Consider the following 21585-nt stretch of genomic DNA (forward strand, 5'->3'; position numbering starts at 1 on the left):
TGGAAAATTGAATCAGATGGGGTTCAAACACCGACTGATTGTTGAATAAATAAAATAAATCTCTGTGGGGAAAAACAGGAGTGATGGAGTTGGATAGTTATTTGCTCATAGATTTCGGCAGCACATATACAAAACTTACTGCTGTAGATATAGAGAGTGAAGAGATAATTGCCACTGCAAAAGACATAACAACGGTTGAAAACGATATAATGGTTGGTTTTAACAATGCTTTTGAAAAACTTCAACAGCAGTTAAGAGGAAAGAGTGTTAACTTTGTAAGAAAGTTGGCTTGTTCTTCTGCAGCAGGTGGATTAAAAATGGTTGCTATTGGGCTTGTACCAGAACTGACAGCTGAAGCAGCCAAGAGAGCTGCATTAGGAGCAGGCGCAAGAGTGCTAAATGTTTATAGTTACGATTTAACATCTAAAGAGATAGAAGAAATAAAGAAATCAAAGCTGGATATTATTCTTTTGGCTGGCGGGACAGATGGAGGAAATAAAGATTGTATTATCCATAATGCAAGGATGCTTGCTGAAAGTGGAATAAAACTTCCAATTGTAGTAGCTGGAAATAAGGTGGCTGTAGACACGGTAGAAAAAATACTAAAAGATGCAGGTATGTTTTATAAGATAACTGATAATGTAATGCCTAAGCTTAATGTTTTAAATGTAGAACCTGCAAGAGAAGAAATAAGAAAGATGTTTATGGAAAAAATAGTTGAAGCTAAAGGAATGAAAAAGGCAGAAGGCTATACAAGTGGAATATTGATGCCAACACCAGCAGCGGTATTAAAAGCTGCAAGAGTTTTAAGTCAAGGAACAGATAAGGAAGATGGTATAGGAGATTTGGTAGTTGTAGATATAGGCGGAGCTACTACAGATGTGCATTCATTAGCGGAAGGTGAGCCATCAAAACCAGGAGTAACTTTAAAAGGACTTCAAGAACCTTTTGCGAAAAGAACTGTAGAGGGAGATTTAGGAATGAGGTACTCTGCAGTTTCATTATGGGAAGCTGCAACAACTAAAAAAATACAAAGATATTTAGAGGATAAAAGCATAGATGTAGAAACTAATTGTAGGTACAGGGCTGAGAATATAGGAATGATACCTAAAACTGAAGTAGAAATAAAATTTGATGAAGCAATGGCAAAAACCGCAACAGAATTGGCATTGGAAAGGCATGTAGGGGCGCTTGAGATGTTATATACACCATGTGGAGTAATATACTCTCAGGAGGGAAAAGACCTGCTAGAGGTTAAGTATATAATAGGGACTGGAGGAGTATTAGTTCATAGTGAAAATCCAGCCTCAATATTAAAGGCAGGGGTCTTTGACGAAAACACCCCCACATATTTAAAGCCTAAAAATCCGGAATGTTTAATAGACAAAACCTATATATTATCTGCTATGGGACTATTGGCAGAAGATCATCCAAATATGGCGGTAAGAATAATGAAAAAGTATTTGGTTAAGGTTAATTAGGAGGTAATTGCATTGAAGCTTAAAAATAAAAAATGGACTGACGAAGAATTTTTTAGCATGAGAAAAGAAGTCTTAAGTCAATGGCCTACTGGGAAAGAAGTGAATTTAGAAGAAGCAGTGGAATATTTAAAAAAGATACCTGAACACAAAAGTTTTCCTGATAAACTAAGAAAAGCTAAGGGATTAGGTATAACGCTAGCTCAGCCAAGAGCAGGTGTTGCTTTAATAAAGGAACACATAGAACTTTTAATACATCTTCAAAATGAAGGTGAAGCAGATTTGCTTCCATCAACTATAGATAGTTATACAAGACAAAATAGGTATGATGAATGTGAAGTAGGAATACAGGAGAGTTTAACTGCAGGAAGATCATTACTAAATGGATTCCCAGTGGTTAATCATGGAGTAAAAGGGTGTAGACAGGTATTTGAAGCTGTAAGCTTGCCACTTCAAGCTAGACATGGTACACCAGATGCAAGGTTGCTTTCAGAAATAATTCATGCAGCTGGATGGACATCAAATGAAGGTGGTGGAATATCCTATAATATTCCCTATGCTAAGAATGTATCTATAGAAAAAACCTTATTAGATTGGCAGTACTGCGATAGACTTGTTGGATATTATGAGGAACAGGGTATATCAATAAATAGAGAGCCATTTGGACCGTTAACTGGAACATTAGTACCGCCAAGCACATCAAATACTGTAGCAATAATAGAAGCTTTACTTGCAGCAGAGCAGGGAGTTAAAAATATAACTGTTGGGTATGGACAATGTGGAAATTTAATTCAAGATATTGCAGCTATAAGAGCCTTAGAGGAACAGGTAAATGAATATTTGGTTGAATTTGGATACAAAGATGTTTATATAACTACAGTTTTTCATCAGTGGATGGGAGGTTTTCCACAAGATGAATCTAAAGCTTTTGGCGTTATAGCTTCAGGGGCCACAACAGCAGCTTTAGCTGGAGCTACAAAGGTTATAGTAAAAACTCCACATGAAGCTATAGGAATACCAACAAAGGAAGCAAATGCAGCAGGAATAAAGGCTACAAAAATGGCTTTAAATATGCTTCAAGGGCAAAGGCTTCCTATGTCAAAAGAATTAGAAACTGAAATAGCTATAATTAAAGCTGAAACTAAGTGTATGATGGATAAATTATTGCAACTTGGAAATGGTGATTTAGCTATAGGAACTGTAAAAGGATTTGAGGCAGGTGTAGTAGATATACCCTTTGCCCCAAGTAAATATAATGCAGGAAAGATGATGCCAGCAAGAGATAATAATGGTGCAGTAAGATACTGTGACTTTGGAAATGTACCTCTAAATGAAGAATTAAAGGCATATAATATGAAGAAGCTAGAGGAAAGAGGAAAGTTTGAAGGAAGAGAAGTAAGCTTTCAAATGACTATAGATGATATATTTGCAGTTGGTAAAGGAAAGCTTATAGGGCGACCTGAAAAATAGTAATTTTAATCTGAGACTATCACTTAAATGGTGATAGTTGAAGATTATTATTTTAAATTGATTAAAAGGTATTTAGTAATATAAGAACTATTGAAGAAAGACAGGTGAGTTATATGAAGATAGTCGATGTTATCTGTTCAGAAGGAAAAACTGGATTTTACTTTGATGATCAAAGAGCGATAAAAAAGGGTGCAAAACATGATGGATTTACTTATATAGGAGAACCTGTAACAGATGGATTTATAAAGGTTAGACAGGCAGGGGAAGCAATATCTGTAATGATAATACTTGAAGATGGCCAGGTAGCATATGGAGACTGTGCAGCTGTTCAGTATTCAGGAGCTGGAGGAAGAGACCCATTATTCCTAGCAAAGGACTTTATACCAGTAATAGAAAAGGAAATAGTTCCTAAGCTTGTAGGCAGAGAAATAACTGAATTTAAAGCATTAGCAGAAGAGTTCGATAGGATGATGGTTGATAGAAAGAGATTACATACTGCAATAAGATATGGTGTAAGTCAGGCTATACTTGATGCTGTAGCAAAAGCTAAAAAAATAACTATGGCTGAGGTTATAAGGAATGAATATAATCCAGATGAAGAAATAAGGAGAGTTCCGATATTTACTCAATCTGGTGATGATAGATACGATAATGTTGATAAAATGATAATAAAAGGTGCAGATGTAATGCCTCATGCACTTATAAATAATGTAGAAGATAAACTTGGTCTAAAGGGAGAAAAACTATTAGCGTATGTTAAGTGGTTAAGTAATAGAGTCTTGAAGTTAAGAAGTTGTCAGGAATATAATCCAATATTACATATAGATGTTTATGGAACGATCGGTACCGCTTTTAATTATGATATAAAAGATATGGTTGATTATTTAGCAAGTCTTGAGGAAGCTGCAAGGCCATTCAAATTAAGAATAGAAGGCCCTATGGATGTAGAGGACAGACAAAAGCAAATGGAAGCATTAAGAAATTTAAGAACTGAAATTGATAGCAGAGGAATAAATGTAGAAATAGTTGCAGATGAATGGTGCAATACTATTGAAGATGTCAAATTTTTTGCAGACAATAAAGCGGGGCATATGGTACAGATTAAAACTCCAGATCTTGGCGGAGTAAATAATATAGCTGAAGCTATTATTTATTGTAAAAAACACGGTATGGGAGCTTACTGCGGTGGAACTTGCAATGAAACTAATAGATCCGCGGAAGTAACTACAAACATCGGTATGGCCTGTGGGGCAAAGCAAGTGCTTGCTAAACCAGGGATGGGTGTTGATGAAGGATATATGATAGTTAATAATGAAATGAGCAGGGTACTTGCATTAGTAAGTAGAAGAAAATAATAATAGATGTTATACTAATTACTGGGCAGTTTTTGTTAAACTGCCTTTTCATATATTAATTTGTTATAATATTAATTAAATTTGTGATTTTTAGAAAGGAAGAAGGATATTAAACTATGAGAGAAATAAACGTATTAGAAATAACTAAGGCAGTAAAGAAACTATGTGTAGATGCCAATTACTATCTTTCAGATGATGTAAAAAATAAAATAAAGGAAGCTTATAATGATGAATCTTGGGATATGGCAAAAGGTATATTAGATAAGATTCTTACTAATGTAGAAATAGCTAAAAACGAAGATATGCCTATATGTCAAGATACAGGTATGGCCTGTATATTTATAGAGCTTGGACAGGAAATACATATTGTTGGTGGAAGCTTAGAAGATGCAATAAATGAAGGAGTAAGACAAGGATATACAGAGGGATATCTGAGAAAATCCGTGGTAAAAGATCCTTTAGATAGAGTTAATACGAAGGATAATACTCCTGCTATCATATACTATGATATTGTACCTGGAGATAAATTAAAAATAGTTGTGGCACCAAAAGGATTTGGATCAGAAAATATGAGCCAGCTAAAAATGTTAAAACCATCAGACGGATTGCAGGGAGTTAAGGATTTTGTGCTTAAGGTAGTTAAAGAAGCAGGGCCTAATCCGTGTCCACCAATTGTTGTAGGTATTGGAATTGGTGGATCTTTTGATAAAGCTGCTAATTTAGCAAAGAAAGCTTTAATCAGACCATTAGCAGAAAGAAATAGTAATAAATTCTATGCTGAATTAGAAGAAGAACTTCTAGCTGAAGTAAATGCTTTAGGAATAGGTCCACAAGGCTTTGGGGGGAAATCCACTGCACTTGCAGTAAATATAGAAACCTATCCAACTCATATAGCTGGTTTGCCAGTAGCGGTTAACATAAATTGTCACGTTACAAGACATGCAGAAGTAGAGCTTTAGTTTTAGTATAATTTCTAATTTATCGTATGGAGGTATAAGTATGGATAAGAAAATAACAACTCCTCTAACAGAGGAAAAAATTAAGGATTTAAAAGCTGGAGATAGTGTTCTAATATCAGGAACTATATATACAGCAAGAGATGCGGCTCATAAAAGGCTTGTAGAGCTTTTAGATAAGGAAGAAGCCTTACCTATAGATATGAAGGACACAATTATTTACTATGTAGGACCAAGCCCAGCAAAGCCAGGTCAAGTTATAGGTTCAGCAGGTCCTACTACTAGTTATAGAATGGATTCTTATGCACCAAGACTTTTAGATATAGGTTTAAAGGGCATGATAGGAAAAGGAATAAGATCTGAGGAAGTAGTAAATTCTATGAAAAAAAATAAAGCTGTCTATTTTGCTGCAATTGGTGGAGCAGCTGCATTAATGGGCAAATCAATAAAAAAAGCTGACCTTGTTGCTTATGAAGATTTAGGCTCTGAAGCAATAAGAAAGCTTGAGGTAGAGGATCTACCAGTAGTTGTAGTAATAGATTCAGAAGGAAATAACCTTTATGAACAGGGACAGATGAATTATCTTCAGTCATTAAAATAAAGAGTTCCAATGTTAGGGGGAGCAAATATGATAATAAATAAAATAGCTAAAGCTGGGACACTTGAATCAAATGATATATTAATTATGGTAATGCCTAACGAAAATGGTGGAATAGAATTAGAGCTTGAGAGTATAGTAATTAAGCAATTCGGAAATCAAATAAAGAAGACAATATTAGATAAAGTTCAGGAACTAGGTGTAGAAGATATAGTTATAAAGGTACAGGATAAAGGTGCACTGGATTGTACAATTAGAGCTAGAGTACAAACAGCTATAGAAAGGGCAATATGAATTCCAATTTAACTTAGGGGTGATATAAATGAAAAAGCTAAGAAGAACAATGCTCTTTATGCCTGGAAACAATCCCGGAATGCTTCAAAGTGCACCAATACTTGGAGCAGACTCTGTAATACTTGATTTAGAGGATGCAGTAGGCCTTACTGAAAAAGATAGTGCAAGAACACTTGTTAAAGAAGCTGTAAAGTTTATAGATTATTCACAGGTAGAACTGGTTGTAAGAGTTAATCCATTGGATACAGAGTTTGGATTGAAAGATATAGATGTTATAGCAAGAGTTAAGCCAGATAGTTTAATGATTCCAAAAGCTACAGAAGAGCAGCTTAAATGTATAGAACAAATGTTAACAGTAATAGAAGAAGAAGAAGGTTTTGAGAAAGGCTATATAAAACTTATGCCAATTGTTGAAAGTGCTTATGGATTAGAAAATGTGTATAGCATAATAAATTCTTCTAAAAGAGTAGTTGCTATACTTCTAGGAGCAGAAGATTTAACCTCTGATTTTGGTATTAAGAGAACTAAAGAAGGAGAAGAAATCTTTTATGCAAGAAACAAGGTTTCTACTGCATGTAGAGCTGCAAGAGTAGATGCGATAGATACACCTTTTACTGATACAAATGATTATGAAGGGCTTGTAAAGGATACTTTAAAAGCTAAAAGCTTAGGTTTCACAGGCAAAGCGGCTATAAATCCAAGACAAATAGACACTATACATTCAGTTTTGGCACCGACAGAAATTGAAATTAGGTATGCTCTTAGAGTTCTTGAAGCTAGAGATGAGGCTAAAGAAAAAGGGCTTGGAGTATTTTCTTTAGATGGAAAGATGGTTGATGCACCTATAATAAATAGAGCAATTACTACTGTACAATTAGCAAGAATGTTAGGGATTATCTCTTAGCTTTACTCATAGTCAACAATTTCATAAAAAGTGAGGGATTCAAATGAAGAATGTGCTAGGAAGAGAAATTCCTGATTATATAGAAGGTTACGGAAAAGTAGAACTATTTAAAGGCGCTTTTAAGAACTATGGTCTTAAAGAAAAAATTGGGGTAAAAGTAAACAGTGTAAAACCTGGAGAAGAAAAACTATTAGATAGTATTGATGATGCACTAAATAAGATTGGAATAAAAGACGGAATGACTATATCTTTTCACCATCATTTGAGAAATGGTGATTTTGTACTTAATAATGTAATGCATGCTATTGCTAAAAGGGGAATAAAAGACATTGTCATAGCTGCTAGCTCCATTTTTCCAGTACACGAGCCATTAGTAGAATATATTAAAAATGGAATAGTAACAGGAATAGTTACAAACTATATGTCAGGACCAGTAGCAGAAGCTGTATCAAAAGGATTATTAAAGAAGCCTGCTATTATGATGACTCATGGAGGAAGGCCAAGGGCTATAGAAAGTGGAGATTTACATATTGACATAGCATTTATTGGAGCACCAACTGCAGATACTTACGGCAATATAAATGGTGTTTATGGTAATGCTGCCTGTGGGTCATTAGGATACGCCACTGTAGATGCTGAATATGCAGATAAAGTAGTGGCTATAACGGACAATTTAGTGACTTATCCAGCATGTCCTATAGAAATAAGCCAAATATATGTAGACTATGTTGTAAAAGTTGATTCAATAGGAAACCCTGCAGGCATTGTATCCGGCACTACTAAAATAACTAAAGATCCAGTAGGACTTAAAATAGCTAAGATTGCAACAAAAGTTATTGAACTGTCAGGACTTGTTAAGGATGGCCTGTCATTCCAAACTGGAGCTGGAGGAACTTCTCTTGCTGTGGCAGAGGAGTTAAAAAACCTAATGAGAGAAAAATCTGTAGTAGGGAGTTTTGCAGCTGGAGGAATAACAGGATATATTGTAGAGATGTTGGAAGAAGGACTATTTAGAAATATTTTTGATGTTCAGTGCTTTGATTTAAAAGCAGTCGAATCATATAGGCATAATCCAAAGCACCAAGGAATGTCTGGTTCTATGTATGGGAATCCTCATAATAAAGGGGCTGTTGTGAATAACTTAGATGTTATGATTCTTGGAGCAACAGAAATAGATATTGATTTTAATGTAAATGTTACAACAGGATCAAGTGGAGTTATAATGGGGGGATCTGGAGGACATAGTGATACAGCGGCAGGAGCGAAGCTTGCTATGGTTGTTACAAATCTTATAAAAGGAAGATTGCCTATTATAAAAGATAGTGTAACTACAGTTACTACCCCCGGTGAAAGTATAGATATAGTTGTTACTGAGTGGGGAATAGCAGTAAATCCTAAAAGAAAAGACTTAATAGAAAAATTAAGTAGTTCTAGTATTCCAACAATGACAATAAAAGAATTAAAAGAACTAGCAGAAAAAATGACAGGAAAGCCAGAAGCAATAGAAATGAGCGATGAGATTGTAGCTATAGTTGAATATAGAGATGGGACTGTAATAGATGTTGTCAGAAAACCAGTAGACTAAGGCTGAATGAAGTGAAACTTGAATCAGATGGGGTTTCAACCCCATCTGATTCTTAGTTGAACGAATTCAGGGACGTATCCGCTCGCAACGTACACTTTGAAGAAGATGGGAGTATTAGAGCGGGTAGTCATCGGATAAATGTAAGATGCTTTGTAACGTATTAATTATAAGGTTATAAAAGTATCTTACTGTTTTAATAGGCATTATTAAATGAAATTTGAATGCATATATTTTTAAGTATTTTACATAGAGGAGTTAAACTAATGTATGATGATTTAAACTTTCAGCAGATAAACTTAAAAGATAAAAATGAAAAACAAGAAGTAAGCAAGTTTTTAGAAGGCTTTGGGCTAATATTAGATTTAGATGTAGATTATACTGTAGTTCTAAGGGACTTCAGCGGCAGTATTAAAGCTACTTGTTCTAAAGCTAAAAATGTTTTAAAATGTTTTGCTATATCTGAAGATTTAAGAGGAGAGAATGTAACAGCTTCTCTTATATCCCATCTAGTGGATAAACTTTTTCAAGATAACATATTCCATTGTTTTATATTTACAAAACCTGATAAGATAAAAGTATTTACTTCATTAAGCTTTAAGCTTTTGTATGAAGTAGAGGATGCAGCCTTATTAGAATACGGAGTTCACGATATAAACAAAGCATTAAAAGATATGAGAAATAAGTATAATATAGATTCAAATACAGCCAAAGGTGCTTTAGTTATGAATTGTAATCCTTTCACTAAGGGACATAGATATTTAGTTGAAGAAGCATCTAGGACTTGTGAAAAGGTTTTGTTATTTTTAGTAGAGGAGGATAAATCTCTTTTCCCATTTAAAGATAGATATGACATTGTAAAAGAAGGGGTACAAGATTTAAAAAATGTAACAGTAGTTCCCGGAGGCCAATATATAATTTCTTCAGCTACATTTCCTTCCTATTTTATAAGAAAAGAAGATGAAAGAATGAGGGCCTATCAAAATATAGACTGTGGCATTTTTGCAAAGTATTTTTGTGATAAATTCAATATAATAAAAAGATTTGTTGGTCAAGAACCTTATTGTAGTGTCACTAATTCTTATAATGAAACATTAAAAAGTATATTACCACAATACGGTGTTGAAATTATAGAAATAGAAAGAAGTAAACATGATGAGTATTATATAAGCGCTTCCAAAGTAAGAGAGTTGATAAAAGTAGGTGAGCTAGAAAAGGTTAAAAGTATTGTTCCAGAAGTTACATGGGAATTTTTAAATTCCAAGATAGGAAAGGAGATAGCTGAGAGAATAAAAATTAGTAATTCTCCCCACTAAGTTTATTAAGGAAGGTGTAATTGAGTTTTTTGAAAGATTCATAAAATATAAATCTGAATATTAATGTGATATAAAGCTGATAAAGTTAATGATATACTTAATAAATTAGTATAGAAAACATACATAACAGAATAATGAAAGGAGAACATCATGAGATTCAAAGATAAACGTAATGATTTTTCTGGAGGCCTATTAAAAAGATTCTCCTTTAAGTCTAAAATAATAATATTTTGTATATTAAGTCTAGTTGTTGCGGTAATAGCATATAAAGAGGCTATTAATAATAGAGAAAATAATAAAAGTAAAATAGAAAAAATAAACAATACAAACACAAACTCACAAACATTTATAAAGGCAGATAACCAAGAAAAGAATAATGAAGAAGAATTAAAAAAATTAAAGGAAGAAGAAAATAAAAAGTTAGAGAACAGATATCAGGAAAGTGTAAAGGCTTTTGGAAATAAAAAGTATGCAGATGCTATAAACATAGCAAATAGTATTATAAGTGAAAATGAGAACTTTTTCAAAGCTTATAATATTAAGGGCATAGCTTTATGTTACAGCAATAATTATAATGAAGGAATGAAAAATATAGATAAGTCACTAGAGCTTAAATCGGATTTTGGGTATGCTAGATTTAATAAAGCCCTAGCATATGAACTTTATGGTCATTATGATGAATCCCTGCAGTGGTATGATAAAAATTTAGAGATTGAAAACTATATATGGAGTTATTACGGAAAAGCTAGTATATACGGAAGAAGAGGGGATGTAGAAAATACTATTAAATACTTAAAGATTGCAGTAGATATGTCTCCGGATATTAAGGAAATTGCTAGAGAAGAAGAGGATTTTAATCCGGTAAAAAACTCAAAAGAATTTCGAGATTTAATAAAATAGAACTTAGTGGATTTTTAAAAGTATAAAATAATCCCCAGTGGTTTTCAACCACTGGGGATTATTTTATATAAAAAATGTGGATAAAAGTTAAACTATATTGCCTTAAATAAGGTTGTCTACATCTATACCATATTTTTTGCATTTTAGGGCTACGGTTCTATGAGTAATTCCTAGAGCTTTTCCTGTTTTATTATAGCTTCCATACTTTTTTATAGCTAATGTTATTATCTCTTTTTCATATTCCTCTAAAGGAGGAAGTTCTCCATTTCTAAGATTTATTAGGTTATTGCTTGCTGAATTTTCATTTTTAATATAGAAAGGTAAATCTTTTTCTGTGATTATGCTATTTTCGCACATGTTAATAGCACGCTCTATAATATTCTCAAGCTCTCGAATATTCCCAGGCCAATGGTATTCCTGAAGATACATAAGAGTTTTTTTATCTATATCTCTAACATTCTTATTCAATTTCAAACTTATTTTTTCAATAAAGTGTTCAACTAAAAGATTTACATCTTCTTTTCTATGCCTTAAGGGAGGCAGCATAATACTAATGACATTTAACCTATAATATAAATCCTCCCTAAACTTATTTTCTTCTATCATTTTCTCAAGGTTTCTATTAGTTGCTGCTATTATTCTTACATCTACGGTTTGAGTAGTAAGACCACCGACACTTTCGAATTCTCTTTCTTGTAATACTCTTAAGAGCTTAACTTGCATGGAAATAGGCATATCACCTATTTCATCCAAGAATATAGTTCCTTCATTTGCTATATTGAATTTACCAGGTTTGCTTTTTACTGCTCCTGTAAATGCCCCCTTTTCATATCCAAATAGTTCACTTTCAAGTAAATTTTCAGGAATAGCAGCACAGTTTACTCTAACAAAAGGTTTATCCTTTCTATTACTATTATTATGAATAGCTTTTGCTATAACTTCTTTTCCTGTTCCGCTTTCACCTCTTATCAGCACTGTAGAAGTTGACTGAGAAGCCTTTTGAGCCATGATTATACAATCCTTAAGAGAACTGCTACAGCCGATAATAGAACTGAAAGAACTACTTAAATTTGTATGCCTTTTTAATTCTTCTTTATAGTATCTTAATTCTTCCTCAGAATCTTCAAGTTTTTTTACTAAGTCTTTTAATTCGTTAACTGATTTTGATATAGAAATAACGCCTTTAAAAATCCCATCTATAAATATAGGTTGTACTGAGGTTATTATACTTATATTATCTTTACGATTAACTATATTTTCTACAGGCTCTTTTGAGTTAAATACTTTAATTCTTAATCCATTAGGAGATATTTTTAAAAGATCCTTACCTACAATTGCAGAGCTCTTTATACCAAAGTGTTCTTCATAAGAAGGATTTACATAACTTATAATTCTTCTTTCGTCTACAAAACAGATTAAGTCATGAGATGTCTCCAATATTTTACTAAACTTTTCGTTTAACTCTTTTACTCCAATAAGTTCTGATATATCCTGAAATACCCCTAAGGCACCGATTACCTTATTGTTAGAAAATATAGGAGATCTATTAGTGATAACAAGGTGATTATTTATATATTGAGTTTCTCCAACTTTTCGTTCTTTAGATAAAACTACATTAGGAAGATCAGAAGTGGGAATAATATCTTTTATGTTTCTACCAATGACATCCTTTAGTTGTTTATCAACAATCTTTAATGAATAATCATTCATTGCGGTAATATATCCATTAGTATCTATAACTAAAATACCTACGGGGATGTTTTTTACAATCTGCTCATAAGCTATAGTATTTTCCTCAATAATATCATCTATTTTAGATAATGTAGAGTTATTAGTTACTATGTCTTTAGTAATAAAGTTACAGAGTTCCAGCACAGAATTCTGACCAGCTTGGGAATCTTCTTTGCAAGAAATTTCAATTATTTCATTTTCTTTTACCTTTAGTGATATTAAGGCTAACATACTAATAGCTAAGGGTTCCTCTGTAGATAGATTTCTTATATAAAGATTTATATTATATTTATTTTTTAGTTCTGTAGATTTATGAACTATCATTGCTGCAATTCTTGTATGGATACCATTAGGTATAGGGATTATTATACTGTTTTTATACATAATTCACCTCATTTTGACAAAAAATAAAATCTATATTGAAAAAATTAATAAAAATATTATAACTAATTCAATGAGTTGATAAAAAGTATCATACATCAGTAGAGTATTGATAAAAAATATCAACTAATATAATAGCTTAAAAACCAGCATAAGTCCAGTCCTACTAAAAGTTTTTCCATCGACATATAGTAATTGCATGAAAAGTCCTTGTTAATTTTTATCAAGTTCCACTTCGATATATAATTGTTTTTTTCGTCAATAAAATTAGTAATTTAAACTTTTATATAAATTTTGTTTATAAAAGCTTAGCTTTACACAAAATATCTATGTAACAAATAGAAAGTATTAATCTTTTTGAAGGTTTGGCATAAAAATTGCTATAAATTATTATAGCTAAAAGAAAATTACACTAAATTTAAAATATAGATTTATAGATAAAAAGTTATAATTTAGGAGGATAAACGATGAAAAAAGGTATAGCAGCGTCAAAAGGATATGCAATAGGTAAAGTTTTAATAAAAGAAGAAATTGAAGTAAAGGTAGAAGAAAAAGTAATAGAAAATGTTCAAGAAGAAGTTACAAGATTCAATAAAGCACTTGAAGCTTCAAAGGAACAGTTATTCAAGATAAAAGAAAAAGCGGAAAAAGAACTAGGTGCTGATAAAGCAGCAGTTTTCGAAAGCCATGCGATGCTACTAGAAGATCCTGAATTTGCAGGAGCAGTTCAAATGGGAATAGAAAGCAATAAAGTAAATGCGGAAAAGGCTCTTGAAGATGTTTTAGAAATGTACAGCAATATATTTGCATCTATGGAAGATGAATATATGAGAGAAAGAGGAGCTGATATAAAAGACGTTGGTAAGAGAATACTTGCTAATTTAGTTGGAAAGGCTTCTGGCGTTTCAGAATATGAGGATAATACAGTAGTAGTTGCTCATGACTTAACGCCATCAGATACTGCACAGCTTGATAAGAGCAAAGTTATAGCTTTCTTAACTAACATAGGTGGAAGAACTTCTCACAGTGCAATTATGGCAAGAACTCTAGAAATACCAGCAGTTGTTGGACTTCAAGATATAACTTCAGCTGTTAAAGATGGAGATTCTATTATTGTTGATGGAATAGAAGGGATAGCAATAATAAATCCTGATGAAGAAACAATAAAGACATATGAAGAAAAGAAAGTAGCTTATGAAGCAGAAAAAGAAGAACTTAAAAAGCTAATAAGTGTTAAGACTGTTACTAAAGCTGGAAAACGTGTAGAAGTTGCAGGAAACATAGGAAAGCCAGAAGATGTTCATCAAGTATTAGCAAATGGTGGAGATGGAATAGGACTATTTAGAACAGAGTTCTTATATATGGATAGAGATGATGCTCCTACAGAGGAAGAGCAATATGAAGCATATAAATATGTTCTTGAAAAAATGGAAGGAAGACCAGTTGTTATAAGAACATTAGATATTGGTGGAGATAAAACACTTCCATACTTACCATTACCAGAAGAAATGAATCCATTCTTAGGTTATAGAGCAATAAGATTATGTTTAGATAGAAAAGAGTTATTTAAAATCCAATTAAGAGCATTATTAAGAGCTTCAGTATATGGAAATTTAAAGGTAATGTTCCCAATGATCTCTGGATTAGAAGAATTCTTACAAGCTAAAGAGGTTGTTGAAGAATGTAAAGCTGAATTAAAAGCTGAGGGAATAGAAGTTTCAGAAAATATTGAGTGGGGTATTATGGTTGAGATACCAGCAGCTGCAGTTTATGCTGATGAACTAGCTAAGCATGTTGATTTCTTCTCAATAGGAACTAATGATTTAATACAATACACATTAGCAGCAGATAGAATGAGTGAAAAAGTATCATATCTTTATAATCCAATGCACCCAGCTGTATTAAGACTTATAAAGATGACTATAGAAGGCGCACATAAAGAAGGAAAATGGTGTGGTATGTGTGGAGAAATGGCTGGAGATGAAAAAGCTATTGCTACTCTAGTTGAATATGGATTAGATGAGTTCTCAATGAGTGCATCATCTATATTAAATGCTAAAAAATTAATAATGCAAAACTAATAAAGCCAGCTTACTCAAATTAACATAACATAAACAAAACCTGAACTATATCTAATTTAGTTCAGGTTTTGTTTATATTTAAAATATCAACTATTAGAGGATATTTTGGTATATAATATAAGAATAAGATTATTAATCTAAGGAGGAATTTATTCATGATAAGATTAAAAAATAAAAAAAGAATATACACTCTTTGTTCAATGGCAGTAGTTTTGTCCCTAGGATTAACCGCTTGTGGGACTCAGGAAAATAAAACGAATACCAATAATACTCAAACGTCTACTCAACAGCAAAAGCCAACTGAAAATACTTCTTCAGTTAATAACAATATAACAAATAATACTTCAAACGAAGTAAAAAATGATGCTAAATCGACAAATCCGAAAAATGATTATGTACCTAAAATTTCGAAAGTCCAATTAGCACAAGGCAAAAAACCAACCTTTAGCACAGCTTGGAAAACTTCTGCTGATGGAGTTTTTAGTGCTTGTATAGAAGGAAAAGGTCAGGAAGCAGCAGAAGAAGGTGTTGGTAAAATATTTGTAAAAGATAGTAATAATAATATTTCTAGCTTTGAGATTGTTAACGATAATAAAATTTCACCTTTATATATTGAATGGTTAGATAACAAAAATCTATTTGTGATAATAGGATCGGCTCATGGAACTGTTGCTAAAGGTGGTAACTTATATTTACTTAATGTAACAACAGGTAAGTTATCTTCTGTATTGCAACCATCTGATAAGAAACAGCAAATAATGACTGCCCAAAAGTCAGGAAGTAATGTAAGTTTAAAAGTAAATGTATATGAAGATGACGCATATAATAAGTCACATATAGAAAACTGGACTATTTATTCCTTTGATGCAAGCTTAAGTAAGGTTATGAATGTAAAAAACTCTGAAGGAAAATTAATTTATGTAATTAATGGAGCTAATCAATAGATCTAAGGGGAATAATCAATGGATAAATCCAAAAAGTTGTATGTTAAGGCATTAGATAAGTACAATGAGGGCCATATAGATAAAGCAATTGGATTGTGTGAAGAGAGTATATCTAAAGATATGAAAAACTCAGCATCAATAAATCTGAAAGGATTACTTTGCTATTTAAAGGGTGATTTAGATAGTGCTCAAAGACTTTGGAAAATGAATTATGGAGTTAACAAGGATGAGGTTTCACAAAGATATTTAGAGGATACAAAGCAAGATAAGGAAAGATTGCAGCTTTATATAGCAGCTTTAAGTCTTATCAAGGAATTAAAAATAAATGAAGCACTAAGCCTTTTAGAGCAGTGTGAAGGAAGTGATTTTAATTGTATAAATGTAAATAATCACATTGCTCTATGTTATATAAGAATCGGAGAATACAACAAAGCTTTAGAATACATAGAAAAAGTATTAGAGATAGACAGAAATAACAGTATGTCTAAGCAAATTATGAAAACTCTTAGGACTTATGGAGATAGAAGCTTAGTTAAAAATCATAATAAAATAAATTTTAAATACGTATTTATTGCCCTAATAGGCCTAGTCATATTAAGTTCCTTTTTTGTGATATATGATAAGTTTATTAAAGATAACAAGAGTTTAAACGCTCCCAAAGAATCTCCGAAAAAAGTAATAAATAAGACAGATACAGGAGAAACTAAGAAAGATAAGGTTATTACAAATAAAGAAGAAAATGAAATTTTTCCTTCTGATAAGGTGAAAAGTGATATAGAAAATAAAAATTTTTTAAATCTTTATGAAGAGACAGCTAAGTGGAAAGAGAAGAGCATATCTGATAACGATAAAATAATTTTATCAAAGGCAAATGAATTGCTAGGAAGTGAAGGTGTTGAGTATTTCTATAATAATGGCTGCACATATATGAGTAGTAATGATTATAATAATGCAAAGACATATTTAGTTAGGGCATATGAAATTGGTCAGGGAAGCTATTTATATCCTCACATAATATATATGACTGGCAGTGCTTTTTACTCTTCAGGAGATGCTGAAAGTGCTATAAAATACTATGTACAGTACGACAAAGATTTTTCTAATGGAAATTATGAGGATACTGTATTATATAATCTAGCTATTATATATAAAGATATAGATAAGTCTACAGCAAAAACATATGCTGAAAAACTATTAAATAATTATCCAGAATCAATTTATAGTAATTCAATAATTAGAGGATTAGTAACTGCTATTGACTAAACAAAAATTTTAATATAAAATATAAAATATAAATACCCCCAAAGGGTATATCGGAGGTAGAAAAATGATAAGTGAGATAAAAGATACAAACTTTGCTGAAATAATAAAAAGTTCATCAGAACCTGTAGTTGTAGATTTTTGGGCATCATGGTGTGGTCCGTGTAAAATGCTTGCTCCTGTTATAGATGAAATCTCTGGAGAAATAGGTGACAAAGCAAAATTTTTCAAGCTAAATGTTGATGAAAATCCTGTAACCTCAACGCAATATAAAATTGCTAGCATACCTACTGTTATGGTTTTAAAAAATGGAGAAGTTGTAGATACTTTAGTTGGTTTCAGACCAAAAGATGCTATAAAAAGTGTTATAGAAAAACATATTTAATTACAATTTAAAAATAAAGCAACTAACTTAAATGACAAATTGACAATATGTTGATTTGTCATTTTAAGCATCTGGGGGGAAGTATACTTCAAATATATTGGTATATTCACTATCAAATTTTTAGATACTTTAATATTATAAATAATAAGGAGTGAAATTCATGGGTGATAGATATGATATAGCTATAGTGGGCAGTGGACCAGCGGGATTATCTGCTGCAATAAATGCTAAAATAAGAAACAAGAACATAATTATATTTGGTAATAAAAATTTAAGTAGTAAGGTAGAAAAGGCACCAAAAGTAAATAATTATCTAGGATTTTATGAAATAACAGGAACGGAGTTAAGAGACCAGTTTCAGAAGCATATCAATTCAATGAATATAGATATAACAACAGAGAGAATAAACACCATATATGCTATGGGAGAATATTTTGCTTTAGCTGTTAACGAGAAAATGTATGAAGCAAAAGCTATTATATTAGCAACAGGCATAGAATACACAAAACCATTAAAAGGAGAAGAAGAATTTTTAGGACGTGGTGTTGGCTATTGCGCTACCTGTGATGCACCGCTTTATAAAGGAAAGGTAGTAACAATCATAGGATATAATAGAGAGGCAGAAGAAGAAGCTAATTATGTAAGTGAATTAGCAGAGAAGATTTTCTATGTTCCCATGTACAAAGCTGAATATAATTTAAAAAGAGGTAATATAGAAATACTGAAGGATAAACCTTTAGAAATACAAGGAGACGATAGAGTTAGAAATGTTATATTAAAGAATGAAACAATAGCCACTGATGGAGTTTTTGTGTTAAAAGATAGTGTGGCACCTAATCAACTAGTGCCAGGGCTTCTAGTGGAAAATGATCATATAAAAGTAGACTTAAATATGAGCACAAACATAAAAGGATGCTTTGCTGCTGGAGATTGTACTGGAAAACCATATCAATATATGAGAGCAGCAGGTCAAGGTCAGGTAGCCGCATTAAATGCAGTTTCATACTTAGATTCCTTATAGAACTAAAATTAACCACAAATCCATGCAATTTAATTTTACAGAGGGTTTGTGGTTATATATGTGCTTAGCTACAAACTAGCTAAAAAATTATATGTCTAATTTACTACGAAAAAAACATGATTGCCAATTGTTGTAATGTTTTTCTTGTTTATATTCTTCATCCACTGAGATGTTGCTATTCTTGGGTTATAGAAGAATATTGCTTTCCCAGTAGGGTCTGCCCCCTTTAGAGCTTGAAATACAGCCTTATAACTACTCTCATCAGGGACTACATTTATATCCCCATTTCTTACACAGGAGAAAGCACCTTTTTGCCTAACTACGCCATCTACTGTTTTAGGGAACTCAGGATATTTTAGGCGGTTTAATATTACAGATGCTACTGCAACTTTACCTTCAAAGGGTTCGCAATTACTTTCTGCGTATACAACCTTTGCCATAAGATGTATATCATTCTGAGTGATAGGTATTGTTCTGTTATTATAGTTAAAAACTTGAACTATTTCATCTTGTTGATTAAATAATGTGGAGTCTGCATTACTAGGATCTTTTGCACTAACTTTAGTACAAAAAACAGTTAATAATAAAATTAACAATGCTAAACAAATGGTAATTTTTCTCAATTTAATCCTCTCCTTATTACCAACGGGGTTAGCTGACGGGTTCGGTAAAGGCAAAACCTACGTAAAATACGATTCACCCCAAAATCTTTGGTTTCCCCGCGTTTTATAAAAAACTTAGGCTAATGGTATTGTACCCAGTAATCTGAAAAAAATACAGAGAATAATATTTTTTTATTAATATTTTATAAAATAAGTTTCGTTTTAGATATAAATAGTATTAAATGGTGTATAATTGTAGTAGGTATTATTTATGAGGATGGTGAAACTGTTGGAGATTCTAAATATTGTAATTAATTCCGTTAAAAACATTAGCGTATCATCTGTAATGGACATATTAGCGGTTTCCTATATATTTTACAAGGCTTACATGTTAATAAGAGAAACAAGGGCAGAACAGCTTTTAAAGGGAATCATATTTATAATTTTGCTTATACCAGTTAGTAGTTTTTTTAATCTAACTATGCTTAATTGGATTTTAACTAAAACTTTAACTATTGGTGTGCTTTCTTTTATTATTATATTTCAGCCAGAAATTCGCAGAGCACTTGAGCATTTAGGAAGAACCGCTTTTAATGATAAGCATATATTAGAGGATGATGAAACAATGGAGAAGGTTGTTTCAGAAATTGTTAACTCAACAGAGAATTTATCCAAAAGTAAAACCGGAGCTTTAATAATAATAGAGCAACTTACAGGTCTTGGAGATATAATTAATACAGGAACACAATTAGATGCAATAGTTTCATCAGCACTTTTAGAAAATATATTTGTAGTTAATACACCTTTGCATGACGGAGCTACTATTATAAGAAATAATAGAATAGTCTCTGCTGGGTGTTTTTTGCCTTTAACAAGTAATAATGATATTAATAAAAAGCTCGGAACAAGGCATAGAGCAGCTATTGGAATATCGGAAAATTCCGATGCCCTAATAATTGCTGTATCTGAAGAGACTGGGACCATTTCACTTGCAGTAAATGGAGTTCTTACAAGAAATTATAATAAAGAGCGACTTAAGGACATTCTTATTAGAATAATTAAAAAAAGACAGCATACAAAGCTGACTTTTAGGGAGCAGGTGAAGGAATGGAAGAAAAGAGTAAAAGGCAGCAAGTAATTATTAAAGTATGTTGTGTTATAGCTTCTTTTGTTTTATGGCTCTACATATTCAACGTAGAGAATCCTGTGAGAGAACGTAAACTTGTTGTCCCTGTTCAGATGGTAAATAAAGATATTTTAGCTCAATCTAAATTAGTGCCGGTTGGAGAGGAAAATATAAGTATAACCTTAGATATAAGGGGAAATGCTTCAGATATTTACTCAGTAAAGCCGGAGGATTTTAAATTAGAGTCGGATTTAAGTGCTTATGTTGTGAAAAAGGGAGAAAACAGAATACCAGTTGAAATTAAAAAGAGTCCTGGAAGTATAAGAATAGTAAATAATGAAAATTTATGGATTAGTATCAACCTGGATGAAATAATACAAAAGACTGTTTCTGTGAAAGTGATAGTTGAAGGAAAAGCTAAAGAGGGATTTTATGCTGAACAGCCTATAATAAGAACAGAAAATGTACAAATAACTGGACCTCAACAAGATGCTAACTCTGTAAACAGAGTGGTGGCAATATGCAATATTAAAGATGCATCTAAAGATATAAATATTACAGCATCTCTTAAGCCAGAAGACTCTTCAGGGAATATAGTTAAGAATGTTAGTGTAAAGCCTGATTCTCTACAAGTTATTGTTCCGATTAAAAATATAAAGGGTGTACCAATAAGTGTAAAGACACAGGGGAATTTAGTAAATGGAGGAGTATTAAAATCTGTAGTACCATCACCAGAAAAGATTGATATATCTGGTGAAGAAGAGATATTATCTAACATAAATGTTTTGAATACAGAAATTATTGATTTAGGTAAATTAACTGAAAATGATACGGTTGAAATTAAAGTATTAGTGCCAAAGGGGGTAACCCTTGTAAATAGTAACGGTATAGTTAAGGTTAAAATTAACTTTGATAAAGGTATACAAAAAACATTAAGCCTAGATATAAAAACTATAAATGTTGGTAATAACTATAGTATTACTATGGATAATAATAAAGCTGATCTAACTATTTCAGGTTTAGAAAGTACTGTAAATAATTTAAAAATTGAAGATTTGAGCTGTTTTGTAGATTTAAACAATCTAGCAGAAGGAGAATATGATGTACCGGTTACTATAAATGTTCCCGATGGCATATCAAAGGTTTCCCAGCAGCCTACAAGTATTAAAGTAACTATAAAGAAAACCACTGGAGGTTAAAA

Annotated in this window: 19 protein-coding genes and 1 riboswitch; of the genes, 17 read left to right on the plus strand and 2 right to left on the minus strand. The window is 32.0% G+C overall.

The window, feature by feature from the left end:
- Positions 1-89: 89 nt before the first annotated feature.
- From glmL to CLMAG_RS01225, 10 genes are all read left to right on the plus strand, one after another.
- Positions 90-1481, plus strand: a complete 1392-nt coding sequence (gene glmL, locus CLMAG_RS01180) for a methylaspartate mutase accessory protein GlmL (RefSeq protein ID WP_066616751.1) — start codon at positions 90-92, stop codon at positions 1479-1481.
- A gap of 12 nt (positions 1482-1493) precedes the next feature.
- Complete coding sequence (locus tag CLMAG_RS01185) at positions 1494-2948, plus strand: methylaspartate mutase subunit E (RefSeq protein WP_066616754.1); 1455 nt, start codon at positions 1494-1496, stop codon at positions 2946-2948.
- 113 nt (positions 2949-3061) lie between these two features.
- Positions 3062-4303 carry a methylaspartate ammonia-lyase gene (locus tag CLMAG_RS01190; RefSeq protein WP_066616757.1) on the plus strand — a complete coding sequence of 414 codons (1242 nt, stop codon included), beginning with the start codon at positions 3062-3064 and terminating at the stop codon, positions 4301-4303.
- Positions 4304-4419: 116 nt separating this feature from the next.
- Complete coding sequence (locus CLMAG_RS01195) at positions 4420-5262, plus strand: fumarate hydratase (RefSeq protein ID WP_066616759.1); 843 nt, start codon at positions 4420-4422, stop codon at positions 5260-5262.
- 40 nt (positions 5263-5302) lie between these two features.
- Complete coding sequence (locus CLMAG_RS01200) at positions 5303-5860, plus strand: Fe-S-containing hydro-lyase (protein ID WP_066616767.1); 558 nt, start codon at positions 5303-5305, stop codon at positions 5858-5860.
- A 27-nt stretch (positions 5861-5887) separates the two neighbouring features.
- Positions 5888-6151, plus strand: coding sequence for a citrate lyase acyl carrier protein (citD, locus tag CLMAG_RS01205; protein WP_066616770.1), 264 nt, complete (start codon positions 5888-5890; stop codon positions 6149-6151).
- A 28-nt stretch (positions 6152-6179) separates the two neighbouring features.
- A complete protein-coding gene (locus CLMAG_RS01210; protein WP_066616772.1) occupies positions 6180-7055 on the plus strand; it encodes an HpcH/HpaI aldolase/citrate lyase family protein in 876 nt (291 codons plus the stop codon).
- A gap of 43 nt (positions 7056-7098) precedes the next feature.
- Positions 7099-8640, plus strand: coding sequence for a citrate lyase subunit alpha (gene citF, locus CLMAG_RS01215; protein ID WP_066616774.1), 1542 nt, complete (start codon positions 7099-7101; stop codon positions 8638-8640).
- 263 nt (positions 8641-8903) lie between these two features.
- Positions 8904-9953, plus strand: a complete 1050-nt coding sequence (gene citC / locus CLMAG_RS01220) for a [citrate (pro-3S)-lyase] ligase (RefSeq protein WP_066616775.1) — start codon at positions 8904-8906, stop codon at positions 9951-9953.
- A 150-nt stretch (positions 9954-10103) separates the two neighbouring features.
- Entirely contained in the window at positions 10104-10853 is a 750-nt protein-coding gene (locus CLMAG_RS01225) for a tetratricopeptide repeat protein (RefSeq protein WP_066616776.1), read from the plus strand.
- 102 nt (positions 10854-10955) lie between these two features.
- On the opposite strand, the gene CLMAG_RS01230 is transcribed toward CLMAG_RS01225, so the two are convergent.
- Positions 10956-12968: a sigma 54-interacting transcriptional regulator gene (locus CLMAG_RS01230; protein ID WP_066616777.1), complete on the minus strand. Its 2013-nt coding sequence runs from the start codon at positions 12966-12968 to the stop codon at positions 10956-10958.
- A 464-nt stretch (positions 12969-13432) separates the two neighbouring features.
- On the opposite strand from CLMAG_RS01230, the gene ptsP reads away from it, so the two are divergent.
- From ptsP to CLMAG_RS01255, 5 genes are all read left to right on the plus strand, one after another.
- Positions 13433-15046: a phosphoenolpyruvate--protein phosphotransferase gene (gene ptsP, locus CLMAG_RS01235; RefSeq protein ID WP_066616778.1), complete on the plus strand. Its 1614-nt coding sequence runs from the start codon at positions 13433-13435 to the stop codon at positions 15044-15046.
- A 155-nt stretch (positions 15047-15201) separates the two neighbouring features.
- Positions 15202-15990 (plus strand): DUF4652 domain-containing protein, encoded by a 789-nt coding sequence (locus CLMAG_RS01240; RefSeq protein ID WP_066616779.1) that lies wholly within the window; start codon positions 15202-15204, stop codon positions 15988-15990.
- Between the two features lie 18 nt (positions 15991-16008).
- Positions 16009-17253: a tetratricopeptide repeat protein gene (locus tag CLMAG_RS01245; RefSeq protein ID WP_066616780.1), complete on the plus strand. Its 1245-nt coding sequence runs from the start codon at positions 16009-16011 to the stop codon at positions 17251-17253.
- A 64-nt stretch (positions 17254-17317) separates the two neighbouring features.
- Positions 17318-17635, plus strand: a complete 318-nt coding sequence (gene trxA / locus CLMAG_RS01250) for a thioredoxin (protein ID WP_066616782.1) — start codon at positions 17318-17320, stop codon at positions 17633-17635.
- Between the two features lie 160 nt (positions 17636-17795).
- A complete protein-coding gene (locus tag CLMAG_RS01255; RefSeq protein ID WP_066616784.1) occupies positions 17796-18656 on the plus strand; it encodes an NAD(P)/FAD-dependent oxidoreductase in 861 nt (286 codons plus the stop codon).
- 95 nt (positions 18657-18751) lie between these two features.
- Here CLMAG_RS01255 and CLMAG_RS01260 read toward each other — a convergent pair whose 3' ends face one another.
- A complete protein-coding gene (locus CLMAG_RS01260) occupies positions 18752-19279 on the minus strand; it encodes a cell wall hydrolase (protein WP_066616786.1) in 528 nt (175 codons plus the stop codon).
- Positions 19280-19281: 2 nt separating this feature from the next.
- Positions 19282-19410: riboswitch (cyclic di-AMP (ydaO/yuaA leader) on the minus strand.
- Positions 19411-19547: 137 nt separating this feature from the next.
- Here CLMAG_RS01260 and cdaA point away from each other — a divergent pair.
- Together cdaA and CLMAG_RS01270 are read left to right on the plus strand one after the other, a co-directional pair.
- Complete coding sequence (gene cdaA, locus CLMAG_RS01265; RefSeq protein ID WP_066620273.1) at positions 19548-20396, plus strand: diadenylate cyclase CdaA; 849 nt, start codon at positions 19548-19550, stop codon at positions 20394-20396.
- On the plus strand, positions 20366-21583 hold the full coding sequence (locus CLMAG_RS01270; protein ID WP_066616789.1) for a CdaR family protein: 1218 nt from the start codon (positions 20366-20368) through the stop codon (positions 21581-21583). The genes cdaA and CLMAG_RS01270 overlap by 31 nt, the downstream gene beginning before the upstream one ends.
- Positions 21584-21585 lie beyond the last annotated feature (2 nt).

The organism is Clostridium magnum DSM 2767 (assembly GCF_001623875.1).
Taxonomy (GTDB): domain Bacteria; phylum Bacillota; class Clostridia; order Clostridiales; family Clostridiaceae; genus Clostridium_AM; species Clostridium_AM magnum.

Bases quoted from the DNA above. Each gene is read 5' to 3' on its own strand.
- CLMAG_RS01190 (WP_066616757.1), top strand. From the start codon at position 3,062: ATGAAGATAGTCGATGTTATCTGTTCAGAAGGAAAAACTGGATTTTAC.
- CLMAG_RS01195 (WP_066616759.1), top strand. From the start codon at position 4,420: ATGAGAGAAATAAACGTATTAGAAATAACTAAGGCAGTAAAGAAACTA.
- CLMAG_RS01200 (WP_066616767.1), top strand. From the start codon at position 5,303: ATGGATAAGAAAATAACAACTCCTCTAACAGAGGAAAAAATTAAGGAT.
- citD (WP_066616770.1), top strand. From the start codon at position 5,888: ATGATAATAAATAAAATAGCTAAAGCTGGGACACTTGAATCAAATGAT.
- CLMAG_RS01210 (WP_066616772.1), top strand. From the start codon at position 6,180: ATGAAAAAGCTAAGAAGAACAATGCTCTTTATGCCTGGAAACAATCCC.
- citF (WP_066616774.1), top strand. From the start codon at position 7,099: ATGAAGAATGTGCTAGGAAGAGAAATTCCTGATTATATAGAAGGTTAC.
- citC (WP_066616775.1), top strand. From the start codon at position 8,904: ATGTATGATGATTTAAACTTTCAGCAGATAAACTTAAAAGATAAAAAT.
- CLMAG_RS01225 (WP_066616776.1), top strand. From the start codon at position 10,104: ATGAGATTCAAAGATAAACGTAATGATTTTTCTGGAGGCCTATTAAAA.
- CLMAG_RS01230 (WP_066616777.1), bottom strand. From the start codon at position 12,968: ATGTATAAAAACAGTATAATAATCCCTATACCTAATGGTATCCATACA.
- ptsP (WP_066616778.1), top strand. From the start codon at position 13,433: ATGAAAAAAGGTATAGCAGCGTCAAAAGGATATGCAATAGGTAAAGTT.
- CLMAG_RS01240 (WP_066616779.1), top strand. From the start codon at position 15,202: ATGATAAGATTAAAAAATAAAAAAAGAATATACACTCTTTGTTCAATG.
- CLMAG_RS01245 (WP_066616780.1), top strand. From the start codon at position 16,009: ATGGATAAATCCAAAAAGTTGTATGTTAAGGCATTAGATAAGTACAAT.
- trxA (WP_066616782.1), top strand. From the start codon at position 17,318: ATGATAAGTGAGATAAAAGATACAAACTTTGCTGAAATAATAAAAAGT.
- CLMAG_RS01255 (WP_066616784.1), top strand. From the start codon at position 17,796: ATGGGTGATAGATATGATATAGCTATAGTGGGCAGTGGACCAGCGGGA.
- CLMAG_RS01270 (WP_066616789.1), top strand. From the start codon at position 20,366: ATGGAAGAAAAGAGTAAAAGGCAGCAAGTAATTATTAAAGTATGTTGT.